The following is a 19,819-nucleotide window of genomic DNA, read 5'->3' on the forward strand; positions in this document are numbered from 1 at the left end:
ACTCCGCGCGGGGTGGCCGTTTTGCTGATAAAATTCTTACTAGGGCACTGGCTCAAGGCTAGTGAGGGGCTGCTCCCAGCCAGCGCAGTACCGGGTAGCGGCGGTAGCCCGCCTCGACGTAGGGCGAGTGCTGATACACCCACTCCAGCTGGGCCGGGCCGCTGGCGGCCAGGGCCGGGTCGGCAGCTTTGGCGGCATCGAGCTGCTGGCGCACGGCGGGGTTTTGAGCCAGGTAGTCGGCGGCCAGGTCCTCAAATACGTAGTCGGAATAGTGCTCTTTCTGCTGCAAAATGCTGTCGAAAAAGCCCCAGGTGAAGAACGAGTCGGTGGCTTGCGGTTCCAGGGCTTCCACGAGGTAGCGCTTGGCGGGGCCTTGCTCGGCCAGCACGGCCAGGTAGGCGCCGGCGGGCAGCGTAGCCGTGGCTGGCGGCCGGGTGGCCAGCTTTACCTGGCTGTGCAGATAGTGGCCTTCGTAGGGGCGCGGCGTGGTTTTATAGTCTTCAATGGTATAGGTTTCGGCCGCACCAGTGAGGGGCTGGGGCAGCTCGCGCAGCACTATGCCGTTGCGGCGCAGGTTATCAAGAATTTCTGTCCACTCGGCCGGAATGAGGTACGCATCGGGCGCCTGCACCACCACCGTGGCGTGGGCGTTGTTGTAAAATTTTACCGGCCGCACGTAGGGTCGGGCGCGGTCGTAGTAGAGGCGCGGCTGCCCGCTCACGCCGCTAGCCTTGTGCCCGGCCTCGTAGCCCCGAAATTGCAGCGTGCCGCTCGGCTGCTCATCGAGCGCCCAGGCCAGCGGAAACTGCGTTTGGGCGGCCAGGGCGCGGTCAGCTTCGGCGCGGGCGGCCAGCAGGGCGGGGGCCTGGCTAGCCACAGTTTCGAGGTAGGTCGTGAGCAGGTCGTAGGTGGCTTGCACGCGCGGCCCGAAGGGCTTGAGCATGTGCGTTTCGGGCATAAAGCCAATGCTATTGAACAAGGCCGCGTAGCCGGTCGAGTAGCGCGGGCTTTCCAGAAAAGCCCGGAGGCCGCTCTCGGGCGTTTCGCCCTCAAAGTCGACGTAGGGCGTCATGGGCCAGTGCTTCTGGTCCATGCCCTGGTAGAGCGCGGGCAGCAGCTTGTCCTGCAAGTACGTGCCCAGCGCCGGCGCCAGCTTGTTGTGCTGGGTCGGGATGATGGTCATCGTGTATTGATAATCAGCCCCGTTGGAGGTGTGCGTATCCACAAAAATCTCGGGCCGCCACTTCTGAAACAGCGCCGCGAACGAGCGTGCGTTGCGCGAGTCCTGCTTCACGAAGTCGCGGTTCAAGTCGAGGTGGCGCGCATTGCCCCGGAAACCGTACTCGGCCGGTCCGTTCTGGTTCACGCGGGTGGTCGAGTTGCGGTTCAGCATGCCGTCGATGTTGTAGGCCGGGATGATAACGACGGTGACTTTCTGCAGTAGCGGCCGGTATTTCTGGCTGCGCAGCAGGTCGCGGGCCAGCATCATGCTGGCGTCGATGCCCTCGGGCTCACCGGGGTGAATACCGTTTTGGATAAATAAAATCGGCCGGCCCTTGGCCCGGCTAGCCCCCGGCTCGAAGGTGCCATCGGCCGAAAGTACCACCTCGTGCAGCGGCTGGCCGCTGTCGGTGGGGCCGGCCGCGCGCAGCTGCATGGTGGCCGGGTAGGCGGCGGCCAGCTCTTTATAAAAGGCTATGCACTCGGCATAGGTGGCCGTGGTATTGTGCCGCGGGTCGCGCTCGAAGGGCGTGGTGAGCGGCGGGGCGGGGGCGGAGGACATGAGCGCAGTGGCAAGCAGGAGCGAAGCGAAAAACATGGGGCGAAGGTACCTTTGCCGGAAAACAACTCAATTTGGACCGTCATGCTGCGCCTGTCGAAGCATGACGGTCTTTTTTAATCCATTCGTAAGTATGCCCGCCCGCCCGCTCATTCTCATTTCCAACGACGACAGCCTCACGGCCCCCGGCATCGCGCACCTGGTGCGCCTCATGGGCGAGCTGGAGGCCGAAATTGTGGTGGTGGCGCCCGCTAGCCCGCAGTCGGGCATGGGCCACGCCATCACCATCGGCCACCCGCTGCGGCTCGATAAGTCCGACCTGTTTGGCCCCGAAGTGGCGGCCTATGCCTGCACCGGCACGCCGGCCGACTGCGTGAAAATCGCCAAGCACTACGTGCTGAAAGACCGCCGCCCCGACCTCGTGGTGTCGGGTATCAACCACGGCTCCAACTCGTCGGTGAACGTGCTGTACTCGGGCACCATGTCGGCGGCCATTGAGGCAGCCATCGAGGGGCTGCCGGCCATCGGCTTTTCGCTGTGCGAATACGGCGACGAGGCCGATTTTTCGCACGTCGGCCCCTGGGTACTGGAGGTGTGCCGCCAGGCGCTAGCCCACGGCATTCCGGTGGGTACGGCCCTGAACGTCAATATTCCCAAGAAGGCCAGCGGCCCCATCCGGGGCATCCGGCTAGCCCGCCAGGCCCGCGCCAAGTGGCAAGAGCGCTTTGAGCAGCGCCACGACCCCTACCGGCGGCCCTATTACTGGCTGCTGGGTGAATTTCTCAACCAAGACCCCGGTCTCGATACCGACGAGGCGGCCCTGGCCGACGGCTACGTGTCGGTAGTGCCCTGCCAGTACGACCTTACCAACTACCAGGGGCTGGCCAGCATGGCCGAGGCCTGGCAGCTGGCCCTGCCCCCGGCCGGCCCCGGCGCCACCCCGCCCCAGCCCAGCGAAGACTACGGCCCGGCCGCGCAGTAAAAGGAATAAAGAATCGGAATAAGGGATTTAGGCTGAAGCAGTGTCCTAGCCGCACTGCTTCAGCCTAAGTCCCTCGTTTATTTTACCGCCCGCACCTGGCGGTGCTGCTGCTCTACGGCGGGCGTGCGCACTACGCGCAGCGGCAGCAGCTGCGGGGTATGCGGGGCCCGCTGGTGGGTGGCCGGGTAGCGGTGCCGGTGGTGCGCGCCGTGCCCGGCCGGCGCCAGCAGCAAGGCCAGCAGCAGAAATCCAAGCAAAAGCAGCGGCGTTTTCATAGAGCATACATATTCTCTATCAAGATAGTACGCTACCCGTGAAGCCCCCGTGAATATAGCCAAACTGCGGTAAAGGCTGGCCCGCTAGTCGCGGCTGAGCCAGCCCTTGCGCCAGAAGTAATACAGCTGCGCGGCCACAATGAGCGTGAGCACCACCAGCAAGATAGGGTAGCCCAGCGGCGAGTACAGCTCGGGCATATTGAGTGGCAGCAAGTGGCCGTGGCTGTCTTCGTGCTGAAAATTCATGCCGTAGAGCCCCACCACAAAGCTCAGCGGAATGAAGATAGAGCTGATGATAGTCAGCACCTTCATTACCTCGTTCATGCGGTTGCTCTGGTCCGAAAGAAACAGGTCGGCCAGCGAGGAGATGTTGTCGCGGTAGCTTTCGGCCAGGTCCAGGGCCTGAATGGCGTGGTCGTAGGCATCGCGGTAAAACACCTTGAGGTCTTCGGGCACCACTTCTTCGGGCAGGCGCAGGATTTCCGACATCTTATCGCGCTCCGGGTACACGAGGCGCCGGAAGCGCACCACGTCTTTCTTGATGCGCAGAATGCGGTTGAGCAGCCGCCGCTCGCGCCGCTCGTCAAAAATGCTGGTTTCCAGCTCCTCAATGTAGTCGCCGATGGCGGCCATGGTGGGGTAGTAATGGTCGAGCACCACATCGGTGAGCGCGTAGGCCAGGTAGCCCACCGGCTTGCGCCGCAGCTGGCTGAAATTGGCCCGGATGCGGTTGCGCAGCACCTCCAGGCAGTCGTCGTAGTCATCCTGAAACGAGAGCACATAGTTAGGCCCGGTGAAGATGGACAGCTGGTCGTCGTGCACCGTGAGCTGGGGCGTAAACTCAGTCATGCGCGACACTAAGAAGAGGCGGTTGTCGTCGAACACCTCCACTTTGGCGCGCTGGTAGTCGCCGAGCACGTCTTCCATTTGCAGCGGGTGCAGGCCAAATTCCTGCATAATGCGCTCCATCAAGTCGAGGTCGCCGTAGCCGCGCACGTCAACCCAGTGCTTAAGCTCGGGATGGGCGCGCAGGTAGGCAATAAGGTCGTCGTAGCGGTCGGTGTATTCAGCTTCCTCGTGCACGTTTTCGTCATACGACATCAAAAACAGGCGCGGCTTGAGGGCATCGGGCTGCACGTGCAGCGTGCCGGGGCGCTGGCCCACAGTTTGGTACAGTGCCCGGCGGCGGGCCTCGCGGTCGGAGTCGGCGGGCAGGCCGCCGGGAGCATCCGGCTCCGGCTGGGTGGGGGAGCTGGGCCGGGTGCGCTGGTTGGTAGCAGGTGCCGAGGGTGGGCTGGAAGGACTCATTGCAGATGAAAAAGCAGAAAGTAAGCGAACGAAGAACGCCACCGCCGGCGGCTCGCGCAAGCAGGGCTAGCCGGTTGGTGTCGTACTTTGCCTGGCTCGTCAGTCATTAGTGAAAATCGAACCTCTCCTTCCGTCGCAGCCAGGCTGGGCCGTATACGCCGCCGAGGCCCCGGCCGGCCAACCGCCCGCTGCGCCGCGGCTGCCGCTGGCCTTCGAGCCCTTCCTGTTTCTGACACCGGCCCACCAGGCGCTGCAGGCGCACGGCCAGCCGGTGCTGGCGTTGTACCTTGAAGACCCCACCGCGGGCCGCACCGTGGCGCAGTTTTTTGTGGTGCCCGATGGGGCTGGGCCGGGCCTGGCGCGCTCGCCGGGGCAAGCCAGCTTTGGTGGGGTGCAGCTAGCCCCCGGCCTGCCCCTGGCGGCCCTGCACCTTCTGCTCGACGCGGCCGAAGCCGCCCTGCGCCAGCGCCAGCAGCACACGCTGGAAGTGCGGAGCTACGCCGATTGCTACGACCCGGCCGGGGCTGCCACCCAGGCCGAGGCGCTGCGCCAGCGGGGCTACGCAGAAGTGCTGGCCGAGCAAAATTATTACCTAACCACCGCGCGCGACTACGTGACCCACCTGCGGCCCAACGAGCGGCGTGCCCTGCGCAAGCTGCAGCACACGGGCCTGGTCATAGAGCAGGAGCCCCCGTTAGTGTTGCCCTGGGCCTACGAGTTTATGCAGGCCTGCCGCCGCGAGCGGCAGCAGGCCCCGCTATCGCTGTCCCTGGAGCGGGTGCAGGCTCTGTTTCGGGCTTTTCCGCGGCAGCACGTGCTGCTCTCAGTGCGCGAGCCGTCGGGCGAGTGGGCCGCGCTGGCCGTGGCCATTCAGGCTAGCCCCGGGGTGCTCTACAATTTTTACCTGGCGAGCCCCCTGCGGCTGCGCAAACTGAGCCCGGCGCTACTGCTCTACCAAGGCTTGCACACCTTTGCCCAAGCCACGGGCTGCCATTTAGTCGATTTAGGTACTTCGACGCTGCCGAGCGGCCGCCCCAATACCTCCCTGCTGGATTTTAAGCGGCGCCTTGGCGGTGTGGGCAGCTGGCGGCTGACTTGGCGGAAGCGGCTTTAGTGCCCAGTTACCGTTATTTTTCGCTTCCGCAAAATCTTGCCCGCTTGTCAGTTGCTCCCCGTTCTGCGCCTGCCATCAGCTTGGTGGCTCACCTGCGCACCTTTGTGCGGGGCACCGCCGGCACTGGGGCGGCCGTGGCGGCGCGCACCGCCGGGGCGCTGCTGCTGAGCAAGCTGCTGGCCCTCTACGGCGGCCCCGGTGGCCTCACTCAACTGGCCCAGCTTCAAAACCTGATGGCCCTGTTTGGGGCCCTGCCTACCGACGGCGTGCAGCTGGGTGCCACCACCTATCTGGCGCCGCTACGCCCTGGCAGCCCACGCTTTGGCCTGTGGCTAGGGGCGGCGGCCTGGCTGATAGCCTCGTTGGTGGGCGGGGCCGGGCTGCTGCTGCTCTTGTTTGGCGGGCCCGCGTGGCCAGCCGGCCGGGCGCTGGTGTTTGCCGGAGCTATGCTGGTTATTACCCTCCAAGCGCTAGTGGGTGTAACCTTGCTGGTGGCGGGCCGGCGCACGGGCTACGTAGTCCTGACGACCGTACTGAGTGCGCTGGGGCCCGCCGCCGTGGCCGCCCTGCTGGCACTGGGGCAGCCGCTGAGCCGGGTGCTGCTCGGCTACGTGGTGGGGCAGGCGCTTACGGGAGGGCTGGCGCTGCGGCTGGCCAGCCGGGCGGGGCTGCTGCGGGGCTGGCCGGGACGCTTCTGGCCGAGCCATGTGGCCCTGCGGGAGCTCACAAAGTTTCTGCTGATGGCCTTGGGCAACCTGCTCTTCGGCCGGGTGGTGGAGTATGCGGTGCGGGCCTACCTCATGGCGCATTTTGCGCCCTCAGCCACCGATTTATGGCAGGCGGTCGTCAAGCTTTCGGACAATTATACCCTGGTCGCCATCGCGGTGCTGAATACCGTCTTTTACCCGCGCCTGGCGGCACTGGCTGCGGCACCCGCCGAACAGCGGCGCTACGTGGGCACCGTGGCCGGGCTGCTGGCGCTGGTGCTGGCCGGCGGGCTGGGTGTGCTCTACGTGGTGCGGCAGCCACTGCTTACCTGGCTATTCGCGCCGCGCCTGGCCGCCGCCGCGCCGCTGCTGGCGCCGCAGCTGCTCGGCGACTGGGCCAAATTTTTGAGCTGGGTATTTCAGTATACGCTGCTGGTGCGCGCCCGCCCGCTGGCTTACCTCGCAATGCAGGCCGGCGGCGTAATGCTGTATACTTCGTTGCTGGTTAATATATTGCCCCGGCTTGGGCTGCCTGGCATGGTCATCACCCACGCCGTGCACTACAGCCTGATGCTCCTTATCAGCGCCGCGTGGTTTTATTTTGGCCAAGCCAGTGGAAGACAACAGTAGCCAGCCTGATATCCCGTTCGCCGGCGCGGCTAGGCCCCTCGTCGCCATTATTGCGCTGTGCCATAACCATGCGCCTTACCTGCGCGCGGCGCTAGACTCCATTCTGGCCCAGGACTATGCGCCCCTGGAAGTCTGGCTCGTAGACAATGCCAGCACCGACGGCAGCCCGGCCATGCTGCGCGAGTATGCCGCCGCGCACCCCGACTGGCACCTGCTGCTGCTGCCCGAAAACGTTGGTAATTGCCGGGCCTTCAACCAGGCTTTGGGGCAGAGCACCGGCGAGTTTGTGGTCGATTTTGCCACCGACGACGTGCTGCTGCCCCAGCGCCTGAGCCAGCAGGTAGCGCTGTTTCAGCGCCTGCCGCCCGACTACGGCATGGTGTACTCCAACTGCGAGCACATAACTGAGGCGGGCCAGTCGCTAGGCCTGCACCACCGCCCCGATGGGCGCGGCCAGCTGCGCCCGCGCCCGGCCAGCGGCTGGGTGTTTGAGCAGGTGCTGAGCCGCTATTTTATCAGCTCGCCCACTATGCTCATGCGCCGGGATACCCTGCGGGCGCTGGGCGGCTACGACGCCACGCTCAGCTACGAGGACTTTGATTTCTGGGTGCGGGCCAGCCGCGACTGGCGCTTTCAGTACCAGGATGTGGTGACGACCCGCAAGCGCAAGCACCCGCGCAGCATGAGCGCCCAGGCCACGCGCACGCACGACCCGTACCTGGATTCGACCCTGGCGGTGTGCCGCAAGGCGCTAGCCCTGTGCCGCACGCCCGCCGAGGCCCGCGCCCTGGCCCGCCGCCTGCGCCACGAGCTGGCCCACGCCCTGCGCCGCCGCCAGTGGGCCGCCGCCCGCCAGGCTAGCCAGCTACTCGTGGATGTAGTCGGCCGGGTCGTAGGGCTGCGAGGCCAGGCATAGCAGCACCGCGCCCGGCCCAAAGCTGATTTCGGGCCAGCAGTGCGGGGGCAGGTACAGCGCTTGGTTGGGCTGGTCGAGGCAAAACTGCACTGGCTCCTGGCTTTCGGCCTTGATAGTGAGGCTGATGCGCCCGTGCACTGCCACCAGTACTTGCTCCAGGGTGTGGTGGGCGTGGCGGCCGCGCACCCGGCTGGCCGGCACTTCCGTTATCCAATAGGCCCGCTGCATGGCGAAGGGCAGGCTGCCGGCCTCGGCCACCGTGAGCCAGCCGCTGTCGGCCGCGCCGTGGTCAGGAAGGGTAAAAAGATAAGGAAGCGTCATGCAGTACTAATGGCCGGCAAAGATAAGCCGGGCTGCCCCGGCGGCCGAAGCCCTCCTCGGAACCCGGCGGCCGGGCTAGCCAGCGGGCTACAGAAAGCGCGCGCGCAGCGCGGGCGTGGGTAGCAGGCAGCTTTCCTGTCGCCCAAACCAGCGGTAGCGGTGGCGGGCTACGAAGCGGTAGGCCGCATCGCGCCCGCGCCGGGGCAGCCACCCACCCACGGCCGCCGCCAGCCGCCAGGGGCCACCAAGCTGCCGCGCAATGCGCAGCACCGCTGCCGAGTGCGCATACAACTGCCCGCCTTCGAGCAAAATAACCGAATCGGGGCTAGCCACCTGGGCGGCCGTGGCCGGCTGGCCGTGGGCCGCCAGTAGCGCCTGGCCCAGCTCGCTTTGCAGGGCCGCGAAGCGAAAGTAGCCCCGCGCATCGTGCCGAATCACGAACTGCACGAAGCCGTTGCAGAGGGTACATACCCCGTCGAACAGAATAGTAGCCGAGGCGGAAGCAGCCATGAGCACGCAAGTATAAATGCCGATTGGCTTAACGGCCGGGCGCCGCCGAAGTTGGCCGGGCTAGCCGCCGGCTGGGGGCAGCTCCTGCACTTCTACGCGCCGGTTGCGGGCATCGGGCGAGGGATAGAGCGGGCGCTTGTCGCCGTAGCCGACGGGGCTGAGGCGCTCGGCGGCCACGCCCGCTTGCACCAGGTAGGCCTTTACTACCTCGGCGCGCTGCTCGGAAAGGAGTTGATTTTTAGAGGATTCGCCCACGCGGTCGGTGTGCCCGGCCACGCGCAGGCGCAGCGCAGGGCGGGCGTGCAGCGCGGCGGCGAGCTGGTCGAGCGCCGGCCGGGCTTCGGGCAGCAGCTCGGCGGTGCCCACCCGAAACAATACCGTGGGTAGCACCACCGGCGCGGGCCCTAGCTCGGGCAGCGGGGCCGCCGCGGGGGTGGGAACTGTGGCTAGGGGTGAAGCAGGCACGGGGCGCAGCGTGTCGGGGCGGCTGGGGGCCGGGGTAGGCGCGGGCTGCCGGGCTAGCGGCGGGCCAGCCGGCGCCTTGCCGCTCACCCGGATGGTGATGGGAACTGTCGGGCTTTCGACGGTGGCGAAGTAGCCTTGCTTGAGGTAAAAGGTGGTGGTTTTGGTCAGGCGCGTGGGGTAGCTGTTGCCGCTAGCGACGAGCTGCTTCAGGTCGGCGTCGGCGTACCAGCGCACGTTGCGGCCCGATACGCGCAGGGTAGTGAGCGCCCCGGCCGGCACGGTAGCGGCCGATTTCAGCTTGACGCGATACAGGGTAAACTCGCCGGTGTCGCACTCGCCGTAGGGCGTGTAGTCGGCGCGGCCGGTCAGCTTTTCCAGGGCGGCATCGTAGGTAAAGAGGATGGCCCCTTCGCACCAGTAGCGCAGCGGCGTGCGCCCGGTTTCGCTGAGCTTGCGGGCGTGCACCAGCCGCAGGCCGGCCGGCGTAGGCGTGCCTTCCATCTGAAACGTAACCGTGGCCCGGGGGTAGTTGCCATCTTCCTGGTAGAGCACGCCAAACAGGTCGGCGCCCGCGCGCTGCTGCACGCGCAGCACCGAGGGGCAGTAGTGGCTTTTATCTTGTTCATCTTCCACGCCCTGCCACACGCCGGCCAGCGATTGGGCCCCCGCGGGGCCGGCCAGCAGCAGCGCGGGCAGCCCATACAGCCGAAAAAGAAGTTTCATGCAGCTAAAATAAGAAGGCTTCGGCCCGCGCAAAAGCCCTGCGGCTAGCTCGCCTGGCGCCCCCCCAGCACCAGGTACTCGGCCACCAGGGCCAGCGAGTAGGCGGGGCATTCCCAGGCAATGTGGCTGAGGCGCCAGCGGGCCAGCCAGCGCGTGGGCGGGTAATAATTGAGCAGCGGCGCAATGCAGAATTCGAGCCCCCGCGTGCGCTGCTCTACCGCAGCCAAGGGCCAGCGGGCGTCGAGTAGCGGCGGGGCGGCTGCTCCGAGCCTGAGTAGGGTGGTGGCTAGCAGTAGCTTATCCATAAAATGCGGGCTGGCGGCCAGTAGCGCCGGCAGGTCGCGCAGCAGCGCGGCGCGGGTGGCGGCCAGCTCGGGTGCCTCGGCTGCCAGGCGCCCGGCGTGGTAGGCAATAAGCGGCGCCGTGGCGTAGTAGGGCGACGCGCCCAGCGGGTCGCGCCGGTATTCGCCCGAGGTTATCACCCAGTCAATCAGCGCCAGGCTGTCGCGGTCAAACTCATTCAGGGGCAGGCTATTGCGCCGATGCCAGAGCAGCGCGTTTGATAAGGTGCTGACGTCGAACTCGATGGGCATGTACTTGCCAAACCAGGTCGAGTAGATTTTGCGTTGCCGGAAGTCCTTTGGCCCCGTGGTGGCCCAGCCGATTGTAGTGTTGGCGTGGGCGTGCAGCTTGGCGTGCAGCCAGGCCGGGTCGTGAGTCGGGCCAGGGTCGCTGAGGTACACCAGCGAGGTGCTGTCTACGTCGTCGGGGGTGGCAAACTGCCGGAAGCGGCCCAGCAAGTAGCCGTTGGGGAAATGATTGCGCGGCTGGGTCTGGTAGTAGTTGTAGGTGGGCTGCCCGTTGGGGCAGCGGTAGTGCGGGTAGGTGGCCCGGCCCTTGGCCACAATGCCGGCTACCTGCGCCTGGGCGGCTGCCGGCAGCCGGGCATTCAGCTCTTGCAGCGTATACACGATGGCCGCCGTGAAAAACACGTTGGAGTCTTCGCGCCGGTAGTGCAGGGATTTTTGCAGGCGCTGGCTCGGGAAAAGCCCCGGCAGGTAGTGCGCATCGCCGGTCGATTGCAGCGCGGCGATGCGGGTAATAAGTTCGGAAAGCAGGGTGGCGGTGGCGGGCATTGGGCCGCCAAGTTAGCGCCCGGCCTCGTGGCTTTTCCTGAACCCGACCTGCGGATGAGCCTGGCGGCAGCTAAAAAGCCCGGCCTGCTGCGTCTTCTAGCCCAGGTAGGCCATGTCCTCGGCGCTGAGCTGGATGTCGGCCGCCGCCAGGTTCTCGCGCAGGTGGGCCAGCGACGACGTGCCCGGGATGGGCAGCAGCAGCGGCGACTTGTGCAGCAGCCAGGCAATGTTGAGTTGGGCCTCCGATACGCCGCGCTCGCGGGCCAGCGCGGCTAGCTTATCACCCGCCTTGGGCAGGCCGTGGATAAGCGAAAAGAACGGCACCAGCGGAATGCCGTGCTGCTCGCACAAAGCCAGCACTTCCTCGCCGCCGCGGGTTTCGCCGTGGGCATCGTGCAGGGTGGTGCGCTGGGCGTAGCCGTACATATTCTCAACGGTGGCGATTTCGCCCATCTTCAGGCCGGTTTCCAGCTCTTCGCGGGTCACGTTGCTGAGGCCCACGTGCTGGATTTTGCCCTCTTTCTGCATCTCAAACATGGCGCCGAGCTGCTCGGCCAGCGGCACGGTGCTGTGGCCCATCAGCCGCAGGTGCACGAGCTGCACCTGCTCTTGCTTGAGGGTGCGCAGGTTGTTTTCGATGCTGGTGCGCAGGTTTTCGGGGGTGTTGAAGGGCACCCAGCTGGCATCGGGCCGGCGCGTGGCGCCCACCTTGGTGCAGATTACCAGGTCTTTCGAATACGGATGCAGTGCCTCAAAAATGAGGCGGTTCGTCACGTCGTCGCCGTAATAATCGGCCGTGTCGAGGAAGTTAACGCCGTTGGCCACGGCCGTTTTCAGGATTTCGAGTGCCTGCGGGCGGTCGGCGGGCTCGCCCCAAATCTGGGGGCCGGTGAGGCGCATGGTACCGTAGCCGAGGCGATTAACGGTGAGCGGCTGGGCCGAGTTGGGGGCAATGGTGATGGTAGACATGAGGCTAGCCAGAAGTGGAAAAGTAACGTGCCCTAAACAGGCGTTTTCGGCCTAAGTTTACTTTACCGGCGCCCCGCTAGCCCCTGCTGATAGGCACGAATCTTCTCGGCTACTTCTACCATTGGGGCTACGTAAATATCCTTTTCGTGCGTCTTGAGGTAGCGCAGCAGCTGGCGGTGCGCGGCCAGGTCCACATTCAGCGCGTGCCCGCCGCCTACGCCGTGAAACAGAAACACCAGCAGCGTGTGCGCCTGCTGTGCCTGCTTCACCAGGTCCAGCATGTACTTGGCACCTTGCCCGTTAATGGAGTAGCAGTCCACGTTGGTCAGGTCCACTTGGGCGGCCGTTTGCAGGCCGCCCGTAACGCCCCTGGCGGCCACGAAATCGGCTTTGAGCTGGTCGTAGAAGTTGACGCCCCCAATCTGCCTATCGCCGCAAGGGTAGGCAAAAGTGCGGCTTATTTTGCCGTCGATGGCTTGCAGCAGCGTGTTATTAGCCCTGATTTCGGCCACCGCCCGGCTCACGGTATACTTGCTCAGGTCGTTGTCGGGCGTCACGAAGCTGCGGCCGGGCAGGCTGCCGTCGCAGGGGTGCATCAGGGCGTGGTTACCAAGCTCGTGGCCGCGCTGGGCGGCCTTGCGCCACTCGGGCAGCCGCTTGGCCACCACCGGCGACGAGCCAATGATATAAAACGTGCCGCGCAGCTTGGCCGAGTCGAGGGCCGGCACTACGCGGTCGAGGTCGGCGTCAATAGCATCGTCGTAAGTCAGCACTACGGCGCACTGCTTGTTATTCCAGACGCTGCTAGGGGTGGTTTGGGCAAAGGCGGCGGGGCTAGCCAGTACCAGCGGGGCGGCCAGGGCAAGGTGGGTAAGGAAGCGCATAAGACAAAGAAAAGGAATGGCTAGCATTGGCTCGGGTCAACCGCGTGCTGTGCGGGCCGTTCCAGTAGTCGCTTACCGCGTGAGCCGGTAAATCATGAGCGCCGTGCGCTCAACCAGCTTCGGAAACTCTTTCAAATTAATGGTTTCGCCGGGGGCGTGGGCGCCCTTGCCGGGCGCACCCAGGCCATCGAGGCAGTCGAGGTACTGCGCCACGTACGCAATATCGCCGCCCCCGCGCGAGCCGGGGTCGCCGGCCACGACCGGCCCAAAGCCCAGGTCACGGCTCGCCTGGTCGGCCAGGGCGGCCAGCCGCTGGTTGCCGGGGGTAGGGCCATGCCAGGCAGGCCATCGCTAAACGCAATTTCGGCGTGGGTACCCGCCAGGTTCTGCCCCACAATGGCGCGCATTTTGGCGCGGGCCGCCTCTTTTTGGGCGTCGGTCAGGAAGCGCAAGTCGCCCGCCACTGCCGCCGTGGGCGCAATAATGTTGGTTTTGCCGGTCACTTCCGCGTGGGCTTTCGCCTCCTCATAGTTTACCTCCGAGCCACCCACGATGAGGCCGGGATTAAACGTCAGGTATTGCTCCTGGCTCAGCGCTTCGCGGAAGGAATTGAGAATGCGGGCCACCTCATAAATAGCGCCGTAGCCCACCGCCGGCTTAAAAATGGTGGACGAGTGCGCCGCCGTGCCGAAGGTTTTCAGCTGCCAGTTGCTGCTGCCACGCCGGGCCGTGGCCACCGTGTGCCGGTCGATGGCGTTTTCGAACGCTAGCGCTACCTGCGCCTGCTTGGCCCGGGCAATAAAGTCGGCGCGGGCTTCCGGGCCTTCGCCGCCGCGCTCCTCATCGCCGGTGAAGTAGGCCGTGATGCTGGCATCCTTGAGCAAGCCATTGGCTGCTAGGGCCTGCAGTGCGGCCAGTATCACCACGTCGCCGCCCTTCATGTCGTTCACGCCCTGGCCGGTGGCCGTCGAGTCGTTGAGCCGGGTGAACCTGGTAAAGGGCATATCCAGCTCAAACACCGTGTCGAGGTGCCCAATCAGGAAGAGGCGCTTGCCCTTTTTGCCTTGATGTTGGGCTACCAGGTGGCCCGCGCGCTGCATGCTGGCTGGCATGGCTACCCACTCCGTTTTGAACCCTAGCGCGTCAAATTCTTTCTGAAAAATGGTGCCTACCGCGCGCACACCCGCCACGTTGAGCGTGCCGCTGTTGATGTTCACTACTTGCTCCAGCAGCTTTTCGGTCTGCGGTAGGTGCTGCTGCACCGAGGCAACGACCTTGCGCTCAGCAGCAGAGAGCTTTTGCGCCTGGGCGGCTTGGCAGCTAAGAATAGCGGTGGCGAGTAGAAGTTTTTTCATGGCAGTGTAAAGAAGTTTTCACAAGGTACTGGCGCGAGTTCAGGCGCAGCTTTTGCTAACGCATACCATTCGAGCCGGTAGCACCAGCAACGTACCCTTACCTACCAACACTGGTCTGTAAGGTCCGGCTGATGTCGCAAATCACCATCAGCAACACCCTGCCGCAAACCACCGCCGACCCCGCCATGCGCGGGCGGGTCATCAGCTTCTACGTGCTGGCCTACACGGGCATGGTGCCCCTAGGTAGCCTGCTGGTGGGGGTAGCGGCCCAGCATATCGGCGTGCAAAATACGGTGTTGGTGCAAGGCGTGCTAGCCCTCGGCCTAGGCGCGCTGCACTGGCGCTCCCTGCATCAGCAGCCGATGGTGCGTACCGAACTGCCCGCCCAGGCCAATTCCACGCAGGGCCTGGCGCTGTCGAGTTAGCAGGTAGTTTAACAACTACGCAGCTACGCCAACTCCTTTGTACATGAGGTGAGTTGCGCGCGGCAACTGTGCCGCCGTCACGGCTAGTTCGTAAGGCCGGTTGAAGGCTTCCTGGGCTACCTGAAAATGACTAGCCAAGCGGCGAATAACGTCTTTCGATAACCCGCGCCGCCGATTAAGGATATCTGAAATTGTACCCTTGCTTACTTGGAGCAGGGTTGCTAAATCCTTAGCTAGCAAGCCTTGGCCGGCCATCAGGGAGCGCAGCAACTCGATGGGGTCAGCCTCGGGAAGCGTGGCGTGCGTACGGTCCCAGGTTTCGATGAGCAGCGTGAGGAGGTCTAGCTCGTCTTGCCGGGTGGCGGCATCAGCGGCTGTGGCTAATTCTTCCAGACGGGTGCAATACTGCTGGTACTGCGACGCGGTTTTGATAACGGTGTAGGGTAGGGCTTGCATAAGGCTAGTAGGCGCTGATAGTGTATTGATTATTCTTGGCGCAAAGCTTATCGTACTCGGCGTGGGTGCCAAGCCAGCACACGAACAAGTGCACCTGCTGCGCCCCGAAAGCGTAGCGCGCAATCAAGCGGTAATGGTTGCCGCCAATATCGAACACGACGCGGTTGCTACCATTGCCCAGCAAGTCGGCCGCGCCAAACGTGCGCTGAATATCGGCGGGCGTGTTCCAATCGGCGTATTTCAACGCCGTGAGCCATAGCACAAAGGCGCTCCGGCTGCGGGCGTGGCCAGCTGCATAGTCTTCCACAGTTTGGCGCTTTATCAGGTGTACTTTCATGCTGTTACACCAAAAGTAAGCCCTAAGTTCGCATTATGCGAACCTAGCGCTTTTTGCTTTGTAGAGTTGATTTTGATACCCTAGGCGCCGTGTGTAGCTAGCGAGATAGTGGAGGTACAACCTCTATCTCCTAGCTAGGCACAAATTACGGATGCACCTAAAATCACGCTAGGGCACGATTAAAAAGCTAACCGCTCTCTTTTTAAAACAGCCCAAATATCTTCGGAAACAGCCTTGATATTTCCTTTTGGGAAAGGAATGTAAGTTAATCCAGTAATATTGCTGAATTCTGCACATCCTTCTTCAAGCAGAATAATAGCTTTTTCAAAACCCAATCGCCCTTGGAACAAACCTATTTCGTGAATCACATTTTGGCGAGCGTGTAATTTGTTGTCTCCGTGTTCATCCTCCGCAGTCATTACTAGGAAAGCAAATTTTGCCCCGTTTAGCATTGTCATCAGAACATCTTGAGTGCTAATTCCCGCTCTTGGCTCTCTGCCAAATTCATCGTAAGGAAGATGAAATCTGTTAATGAGTAAGTCTTTTAGGCCGTGCCACGCTTGTGAACGTCCATGACCTATAAAAACCCGTCTGTTATTGAGAGCTAAGTTTGATATATAACCTGCAACTATAGCTACACCTTCTTGATTCGTTTTATCGCGAACATCTACTACATCCGATTTAGAATCGATAAGGTACCTAGGTATCTCGTCGTCAGATAAATCATCTGTTAGAATGGGAATAACAAACTGAGTCTTACGATTCTGCTCTAGCGTAAATAGACTATTGAGTTCTGCCATCAACCACTCGTCTTTTACATAGGCTGATGATAGCAATACAAGTGCGTAGTCAGGCCTTGAAAGTGCTTTTTCTACTGCAATCGAGTCGTATAGATGATGTACTCGCTTAAAGCGATGAAATAAATTTAAGTCGAAGATTACAACTTCATCATTATCGAAAAAACACTCTCGCAAGCCTGCGGTAAAATCATTCGAGACTTTTGCCTTGCTAAGAAATATGTCCATTTGATTTTGCTTGCGAGAGTATTTAATGAAAGTAGTGACATTAGAAACCTACATATTGCGCCGGTACTGCCCGCCGACCTCGAACAGCGCATTCGTAATCTGCCCTAGGGAGCAGGTTTTCACCGTTTCCATTAGCTCGGCGAAGAGGTTGCCATTCTGCACGGCGATTTGCTGCAAGCGCTTCAGGGCGGCGGGGGTAGCGGCGACGTTGCGGGCGTGCAGGGCTTCGAGCATCGTAATCTGGTACTGCTTTTCCTCCTCCGTGGCGCGGATGACTTCGGCCGGGATGACCGTGGGCGAGCCCTTGGACGAGAGGAAGGTATTGACGCCGATAATCGGGTATTCGCCGGTGTGTTTCAGCATCTCGTAGTGCAGGCTTTCCTCCTGGATTTTGCCGCGCTGGTACATGGTTTCCATGGCGCCGAGCACGCCGCCGCGCTCCGTGATGCGGTCAAATTCGAGCAGCACCGCTTCCTCGACCAGGTCGGTCAGCTCCTCGATGATGAAGGAGCCTTGCAGCGGATTTTCGTTTTTGGCTAGCCCCAGCTCGCGGTTGATGATGAGCTGAATGGCCATAGCGCGGCGCACGCTCTCCTCGGTGGGGGTCGTGATGGCCTCGTCGTAGGCGTTGGTATGCAACGAGTTGCAGTTGTCGTAGATGGCGTAGAGCGCCTGCAACGTGGTGCGGATGTCGTTGAAGTCGATTTCCTGGGCGTGCAGCGAGCGGCCCGAGGTCTGGATGTGGTACTTCAGCATCTGGCTGCGGGCGTTGGCGCCGTACTTCAGCTTCATGGCCTTGGCCCAGATGCGGCGCGCCACCCGCCCAATCACGGCGTACTCGGGGTCGATGCCGTTGGAGAAGAAGAACGAGAGGTTGGGCGCGAAGTCATTGACGTTCATGCCCCGGCTCACGTAGTATTCCACGAAAGTGAAGCCATTGGAGAGCGTGAGTGCCAGCTGCGTAATCGGGTTGGCCCCCGCCTCGGCAATGTGGTAGCCCGAGATGCTGACCGAGTAGAAGTTACGCACCTTCTCGGTGATGAAATACTCCTGCACGTCGCCCATCAGGCGCAGCGCAAACTCGGTGCTGAAAATGCAGGTGTTCTGGGCCTGGTCTTCCTTCAGAATGTCGGCCTGCACGGTGCCGCGCACCTGGGTCAGGGTCGTGGCCTTGATTTGCTGGTACACGTCGGCGGGCAGCACGTCTTCGCCGGTCACGCCGAGCAGCAGCAGCCCCAGGCCGTTGTTGCCCTCGGGCAGCTCGCCCTGGTAGCGGGGGCGGGGCTGCTGCTTGGCAGCAAAAATCTGGTCGATTTTGGCATCAACCTCGGCTTCGAGGCCGTTTTGGTGGATGTACTTCTCGCAGTTCTGGTCGATGGCCGCGTTCATGAAAAACGCCGCTAGGGTCGCCGCCGGGCCATTAATGGTCATGCTCACCGAGGTGGCCGGGTGCGAGAGGTCGAAGCCTGAGTAGAGCTTCTTGGCATCGTCGAGGCAGGCGATGCTGACGCCCGCGTTGCCGATTTTGCCGTAGATGTCGGGCCGGTGGTCGGGGTCTTCGCCGTAGAGCGTCACCGAGTCGAAAGCCGTGCTCAAACGCTTGGCGGGCAGGCCTTTGCTCACGTAGTGGAAGCGCCGGTTGGTGCGCTCCGGCCCGCCCTCGCCCGCAAACATGCGGGTCGGGTCTTCGCCCTCGCGCTTGAACGGAAACACGCCCGCCGTGTAGGGAAACTCGCCGGGGAAATTCTCCTGCATGGCCCAGCGCAGGCGGTCGCCCCAGCCTAGGTAGCGCGGCACGGCCACTTTCGGTATCTCATTGCCGGAGAGCGACGTAGTGTGCGTCTGCACCCGGATTTCCTTGTCGCGCACCTTGTACACGTACTCGGGGTTGCGGTAGTTTTGCAGGGTAGCCTCCCAGTTTTCCAGAATGGCCTGGGCGTCGGCGTCGAGGCGGCGCAGGGCCTTGTCCTTCTCCTTGGCAAACTCGCCCACCATGCTGTCCGACGACTTTTTCTCGTCGCGGTAGTACACTTCTAGCTTGGCAAACGCACCGGCCACTTCGGCCATGCTCACCTGCTCGGCCACGCGCTTGTCGTAGGCGCGGTTGCTCTCCGCGATTTCGGAGAGGTAGCGCGTGCGGTTAGGCGGAATGATGTAGACCTTTTCCGACTGCTCGGCGCTGGTTTCGAGGTGCGAGGCGAACTGCGCGCCCGTCTTTTCCTCCAGCGTAGTGAGGATGGCCCGGTAGAGCCGGTTCATGCCGGGGTCGTTGAACTGCGAGGCGATGGTGCCAAACACTGGCATTTCATCGAGCGGCGAATCCCAGCGTTGGTGGTTGCGCTGGTACTGCTTGCGCACGTCGCGCAGGGCGTCGAGGCCGCCGCGCTTGTCGAACTTGTTGAGCGCGATGACATCGGCAAAGTCCAGCATGTCAATCTTTTCGAGCTGCGTGGCCGCGCCGTACTCGGGCGTCATCACGTAGAGGCTCACGTCGGAGTGCTCGATGATTTCAGTGTCGGACTGGCCGATGCCGCTGGTTTCCAGAATAATCAGGTCGAAGTCGGCAGCCTTCACCACATCCACCGCGTCCTGCACGTAGCGGCTGAGCGCGAGGTTGCTCTGGCGGGTGGCCAGCGAGCGCATGTACACCCTAGGCGAGTTGATGGCGTTCATCCGGATGCGGTCGCCGAGCAGCGCACCGCCGGTTTTGCGCTTGCTGGGGTCCACCGAAATGATGGCCAGGGTCTTCTCCGGGAAGTCGAGCAAAAAGCGCCGCACCAACTCATCGACCAGCGACGACTTGCCCGCGCCGCCCGTGCCGGTGATGCCCAGGATGGGGGCACCCGGCGTTCTGCCGGGCGTCAGCAGCTGCGAACTGTCGCTTTCCTGCTGCTGAAACTCCGCCACCAATTGGCCTTTCACGCGCTCAAACTCCTCGGGGAAGTTCTCGGCCGCCGAAATCAAGCGGCCGATGCTGCGGGCATCCTTCTCCTTTATATGGCTAACTTCGCCGTTCAGCTTCTGGCCCGTCGGGAAATCGCTTTTTTCCAACAAGTCGTTAATCATGCCTTGCAGGCCCAACGAGCGGCCGTCATCGGGCGAGTAGAGGCGGGTGATGCCGTAGCCTTGCAGCTCCGCGATTTCGGAGGGTAGAATCACGCCGCCGCCGCCACCGAAGATTTTGATGTGGCCTGCGCCGCGCTCCTTCAGCAGGTCAAACATGTACTTGAAGTACTCGTTGTGCCCGCCCTGGTAGCTGGTAATGGCAATGGCCTGGGCATCTTCCTGAATAGCGCAGTCCACGATTTCCTGCACCGAGCGGTTGTGCCCCAGGTGAATAACCTCGGCGCCGCTGCTCTGAATGATGCGGCGCATGATATTGATGGCCGCGTCGTGCCCATCAAACAGCGCGGCGGCCGTGACAATGCGAACGTGGTTTTTTGGCTTGTAGGGGGCAACTGGGGCGGGATGCATGGGGGAGGGGTGTAGAGCGGAGCGGCA

At 63.0% G+C, this 19,819-nt stretch carries 19 protein-coding genes and 1 pseudogene; 5 read left to right on the top strand and 15 right to left on the bottom strand.

Features of this window, described 5'->3' with window-relative positions; genetic code table 11:
• Positions 1–58: 58 nt before the first annotated feature.
• Positions 59–1,783 carry a M14 family metallopeptidase gene (locus GKZ68_RS04770; protein WP_254244169.1) on the bottom strand — a complete coding sequence of 575 codons (1,725 nt, stop codon included), beginning with the start codon at positions 1,781–1,783 and terminating at the stop codon, positions 59–61.
• Positions 1,784–1,913: 130 nt separating this feature from the next.
• Here GKZ68_RS04770 and surE point away from each other — a divergent pair, with 130 nt between their 5' ends.
• On the top strand, positions 1,914–2,762 hold the full coding sequence (gene surE, locus GKZ68_RS04775) for a 5'/3'-nucleotidase SurE (RefSeq protein WP_173111307.1): 849 nt from the start codon (positions 1,914–1,916) through the stop codon (positions 2,760–2,762).
• A gap of 77 nt (positions 2,763–2,839) precedes the next feature.
• Here surE and GKZ68_RS04780 read toward each other — a convergent pair whose 3' ends face one another.
• On the bottom strand, positions 2,840–3,037 hold the full coding sequence (locus GKZ68_RS04780; protein ID WP_173111310.1) for a hypothetical protein: 198 nt from the start codon (positions 3,035–3,037) through the stop codon (positions 2,840–2,842).
• Positions 3,038–3,121: 84 nt separating this feature from the next.
• A complete protein-coding gene (gene corA / locus GKZ68_RS04785; protein ID WP_173111313.1) occupies positions 3,122–4,345 on the bottom strand; it encodes a magnesium/cobalt transporter CorA in 1,224 nt (407 codons plus the stop codon).
• Positions 4,346–4,454: 109 nt separating this feature from the next.
• Here corA and GKZ68_RS04790 point away from each other — a divergent pair, with 109 nt between their 5' ends.
• From GKZ68_RS04790 to GKZ68_RS04800, 3 genes are read left to right on the top strand one after another with little or no spacing between them, the layout of a single operon-like run.
• Positions 4,455–5,459: a GNAT family N-acetyltransferase gene (locus GKZ68_RS04790; protein ID WP_173111315.1), complete on the top strand. Its 1,005-nt coding sequence runs from the start codon at positions 4,455–4,457 to the stop codon at positions 5,457–5,459.
• Positions 5,460–5,503: 44 nt separating this feature from the next.
• A complete protein-coding gene (locus tag GKZ68_RS04795) occupies positions 5,504–6,796 on the top strand; it encodes a hypothetical protein (protein WP_173111318.1) in 1,293 nt (430 codons plus the stop codon).
• The gene (locus GKZ68_RS04800; protein ID WP_173111321.1) at positions 6,780–7,712 is read left to right on the top strand and encodes a glycosyltransferase family A protein; all 933 of its coding nucleotides are present in this window, start codon (positions 6,780–6,782) and stop codon (positions 7,710–7,712) included. The genes GKZ68_RS04795 and GKZ68_RS04800 overlap by 17 nt, the downstream gene beginning before the upstream one ends.
• Here the strand turns inward: GKZ68_RS04800 and GKZ68_RS04805 are convergent.
• The 8 genes and pseudogenes from GKZ68_RS04805 to GKZ68_RS04835 all read right to left on the bottom strand — a co-directional run.
• Positions 7,662–8,033, bottom strand: a complete 372-nt coding sequence (locus GKZ68_RS04805; protein ID WP_173111324.1) for an FdtA/QdtA family cupin domain-containing protein — start codon at positions 8,031–8,033, stop codon at positions 7,662–7,664. The two genes, GKZ68_RS04800 and GKZ68_RS04805, sit on opposite strands and share 51 nt — an antisense overlap.
• Positions 8,034–8,120: 87 nt before the next feature.
• On the bottom strand, positions 8,121–8,543 hold the full coding sequence (locus GKZ68_RS04810) for a thiol-disulfide oxidoreductase DCC family protein (protein WP_173111327.1): 423 nt from the start codon (positions 8,541–8,543) through the stop codon (positions 8,121–8,123).
• 60 nt (positions 8,544–8,603) lie between these two features.
• Entirely contained in the window at positions 8,604–9,731 is a 1,128-nt protein-coding gene (locus GKZ68_RS04815) for an OmpA family protein (protein ID WP_173111330.1), read from the bottom strand.
• A gap of 44 nt (positions 9,732–9,775) precedes the next feature.
• Positions 9,776–10,867 (bottom strand): hypothetical protein, encoded by a 1,092-nt coding sequence (locus GKZ68_RS04820; RefSeq protein ID WP_173111333.1) that lies wholly within the window; start codon positions 10,865–10,867, stop codon positions 9,776–9,778.
• A gap of 96 nt (positions 10,868–10,963) precedes the next feature.
• The gene (locus GKZ68_RS04825) at positions 10,964–11,836 is read right to left on the bottom strand and encodes an aldo/keto reductase (protein ID WP_173111336.1); all 873 of its coding nucleotides are present in this window, start codon (positions 11,834–11,836) and stop codon (positions 10,964–10,966) included.
• 62 nt (positions 11,837–11,898) lie between these two features.
• Positions 11,899–12,720, bottom strand: a complete 822-nt coding sequence (locus GKZ68_RS04830; protein ID WP_173111339.1) for a polysaccharide deacetylase family protein — start codon at positions 12,718–12,720, stop codon at positions 11,899–11,901.
• A gap of 72 nt (positions 12,721–12,792) precedes the next feature.
• Entirely contained in the window at positions 12,793–12,978 is a 186-nt protein-coding gene (locus tag GKZ68_RS22580; protein ID WP_367949201.1) for a hypothetical protein, read from the bottom strand.
• Between the two features lie 179 nt (positions 12,979–13,157).
• Positions 13,158–14,075 (bottom strand): annotated as a pseudogene (locus GKZ68_RS04835) (M20/M25/M40 family metallo-hydrolase); the annotation flags it as partial.
• Between the two features lie 131 nt (positions 14,076–14,206).
• On the opposite strand from GKZ68_RS04835, the gene GKZ68_RS04840 reads away from it, so the two are divergent.
• On the top strand, positions 14,207–14,500 hold the full coding sequence (locus GKZ68_RS04840) for an MFS transporter (protein ID WP_173111342.1): 294 nt from the start codon (positions 14,207–14,209) through the stop codon (positions 14,498–14,500).
• Between the two features lie 15 nt (positions 14,501–14,515).
• On the opposite strand, the gene GKZ68_RS04845 is transcribed toward GKZ68_RS04840, so the two are convergent.
• The 4 genes from GKZ68_RS04845 to GKZ68_RS04860 all read right to left on the bottom strand — a co-directional run bounded on the left by GKZ68_RS04845 (position 14,516) and on the right by GKZ68_RS04860 (position 19,792).
• Positions 14,516–14,956: a type II toxin-antitoxin system HigA family antitoxin gene (locus GKZ68_RS04845; RefSeq protein WP_173111345.1), complete on the bottom strand. Its 441-nt coding sequence runs from the start codon at positions 14,954–14,956 to the stop codon at positions 14,516–14,518.
• Positions 14,957–14,960: 4 nt separating this feature from the next.
• A complete protein-coding gene (locus GKZ68_RS04850) occupies positions 14,961–15,293 on the bottom strand; it encodes a type II toxin-antitoxin system HigB family toxin (RefSeq protein ID WP_173111348.1) in 333 nt (110 codons plus the stop codon).
• 179 nt (positions 15,294–15,472) lie between these two features.
• Entirely contained in the window at positions 15,473–16,318 is an 846-nt protein-coding gene (locus GKZ68_RS04855; protein WP_217275312.1) for a TIR domain-containing protein, read from the bottom strand.
• Positions 16,319–16,366: 48 nt separating this feature from the next.
• The gene (locus tag GKZ68_RS04860; protein ID WP_173111351.1) at positions 16,367–19,792 is read right to left on the bottom strand and encodes a methylmalonyl-CoA mutase family protein; all 3,426 of its coding nucleotides are present in this window, start codon (positions 19,790–19,792) and stop codon (positions 16,367–16,369) included.
• Between the last annotated feature and the right edge of the window lie 27 nt (positions 19,793–19,819).

Source organism: Hymenobacter sp. BRD128, assembly GCF_013256625.1.
Classification (GTDB): Bacteria; Bacteroidota; Bacteroidia; order Cytophagales; family Hymenobacteraceae; genus Hymenobacter.

What these genes read in the sequence shown, in the direction of transcription:
- GKZ68_RS04830 (WP_173111339.1), bottom strand. Translation starts at nt 12,720, where the DNA reads ATGCGCTTCCTTACCCACCTTGCCCTGGCCGCCCCGCTGGTACTGGCT.
- GKZ68_RS04810 (WP_173111327.1), bottom strand. Translation starts at nt 8,543, where the DNA reads ATGGCTGCTTCCGCCTCGGCTACTATTCTGTTCGACGGGGTATGTACC.
- surE (WP_173111307.1), top strand. Translation starts at nt 1,914, where the DNA reads ATGCCCGCCCGCCCGCTCATTCTCATTTCCAACGACGACAGCCTCACG.
- GKZ68_RS04845 (WP_173111345.1), bottom strand. Translation starts at nt 14,956, where the DNA reads ATGCAAGCCCTACCCTACACCGTTATCAAAACCGCGTCGCAGTACCAG.
- GKZ68_RS04825 (WP_173111336.1), bottom strand. Translation starts at nt 11,836, where the DNA reads ATGTCTACCATCACCATTGCCCCCAACTCGGCCCAGCCGCTCACCGTT.
- GKZ68_RS04855 (WP_217275312.1), bottom strand. Translation starts at nt 16,318, where the DNA reads ATGGACATATTTCTTAGCAAGGCAAAAGTCTCGAATGATTTTACCGCA.
- GKZ68_RS04805 (WP_173111324.1), bottom strand. Translation starts at nt 8,033, where the DNA reads ATGACGCTTCCTTATCTTTTTACCCTTCCTGACCACGGCGCGGCCGAC.
- corA (WP_173111313.1), bottom strand. Translation starts at nt 4,345, where the DNA reads ATGAGTCCTTCCAGCCCACCCTCGGCACCTGCTACCAACCAGCGCACC.
- GKZ68_RS04820 (WP_173111333.1), bottom strand. Translation starts at nt 10,867, where the DNA reads ATGCCCGCCACCGCCACCCTGCTTTCCGAACTTATTACCCGCATCGCC.
- GKZ68_RS04780 (WP_173111310.1), bottom strand. Translation starts at nt 3,037, where the DNA reads ATGAAAACGCCGCTGCTTTTGCTTGGATTTCTGCTGCTGGCCTTGCTG.
- GKZ68_RS04815 (WP_173111330.1), bottom strand. Translation starts at nt 9,731, where the DNA reads ATGAAACTTCTTTTTCGGCTGTATGGGCTGCCCGCGCTGCTGCTGGCC.
- GKZ68_RS04850 (WP_173111348.1), bottom strand. Translation starts at nt 15,293, where the DNA reads ATGAAAGTACACCTGATAAAGCGCCAAACTGTGGAAGACTATGCAGCT.
- GKZ68_RS04770 (WP_254244169.1), bottom strand. Translation starts at nt 1,783, where the DNA reads ATGTCCTCCGCCCCCGCCCCGCCGCTCACCACGCCCTTCGAGCGCGAC.
- GKZ68_RS04860 (WP_173111351.1), bottom strand. Translation starts at nt 19,792, where the DNA reads ATGCATCCCGCCCCAGTTGCCCCCTACAAGCCAAAAAACCACGTTCGC.
- GKZ68_RS04840 (WP_173111342.1), top strand. Translation starts at nt 14,207, where the DNA reads ATGTCGCAAATCACCATCAGCAACACCCTGCCGCAAACCACCGCCGAC.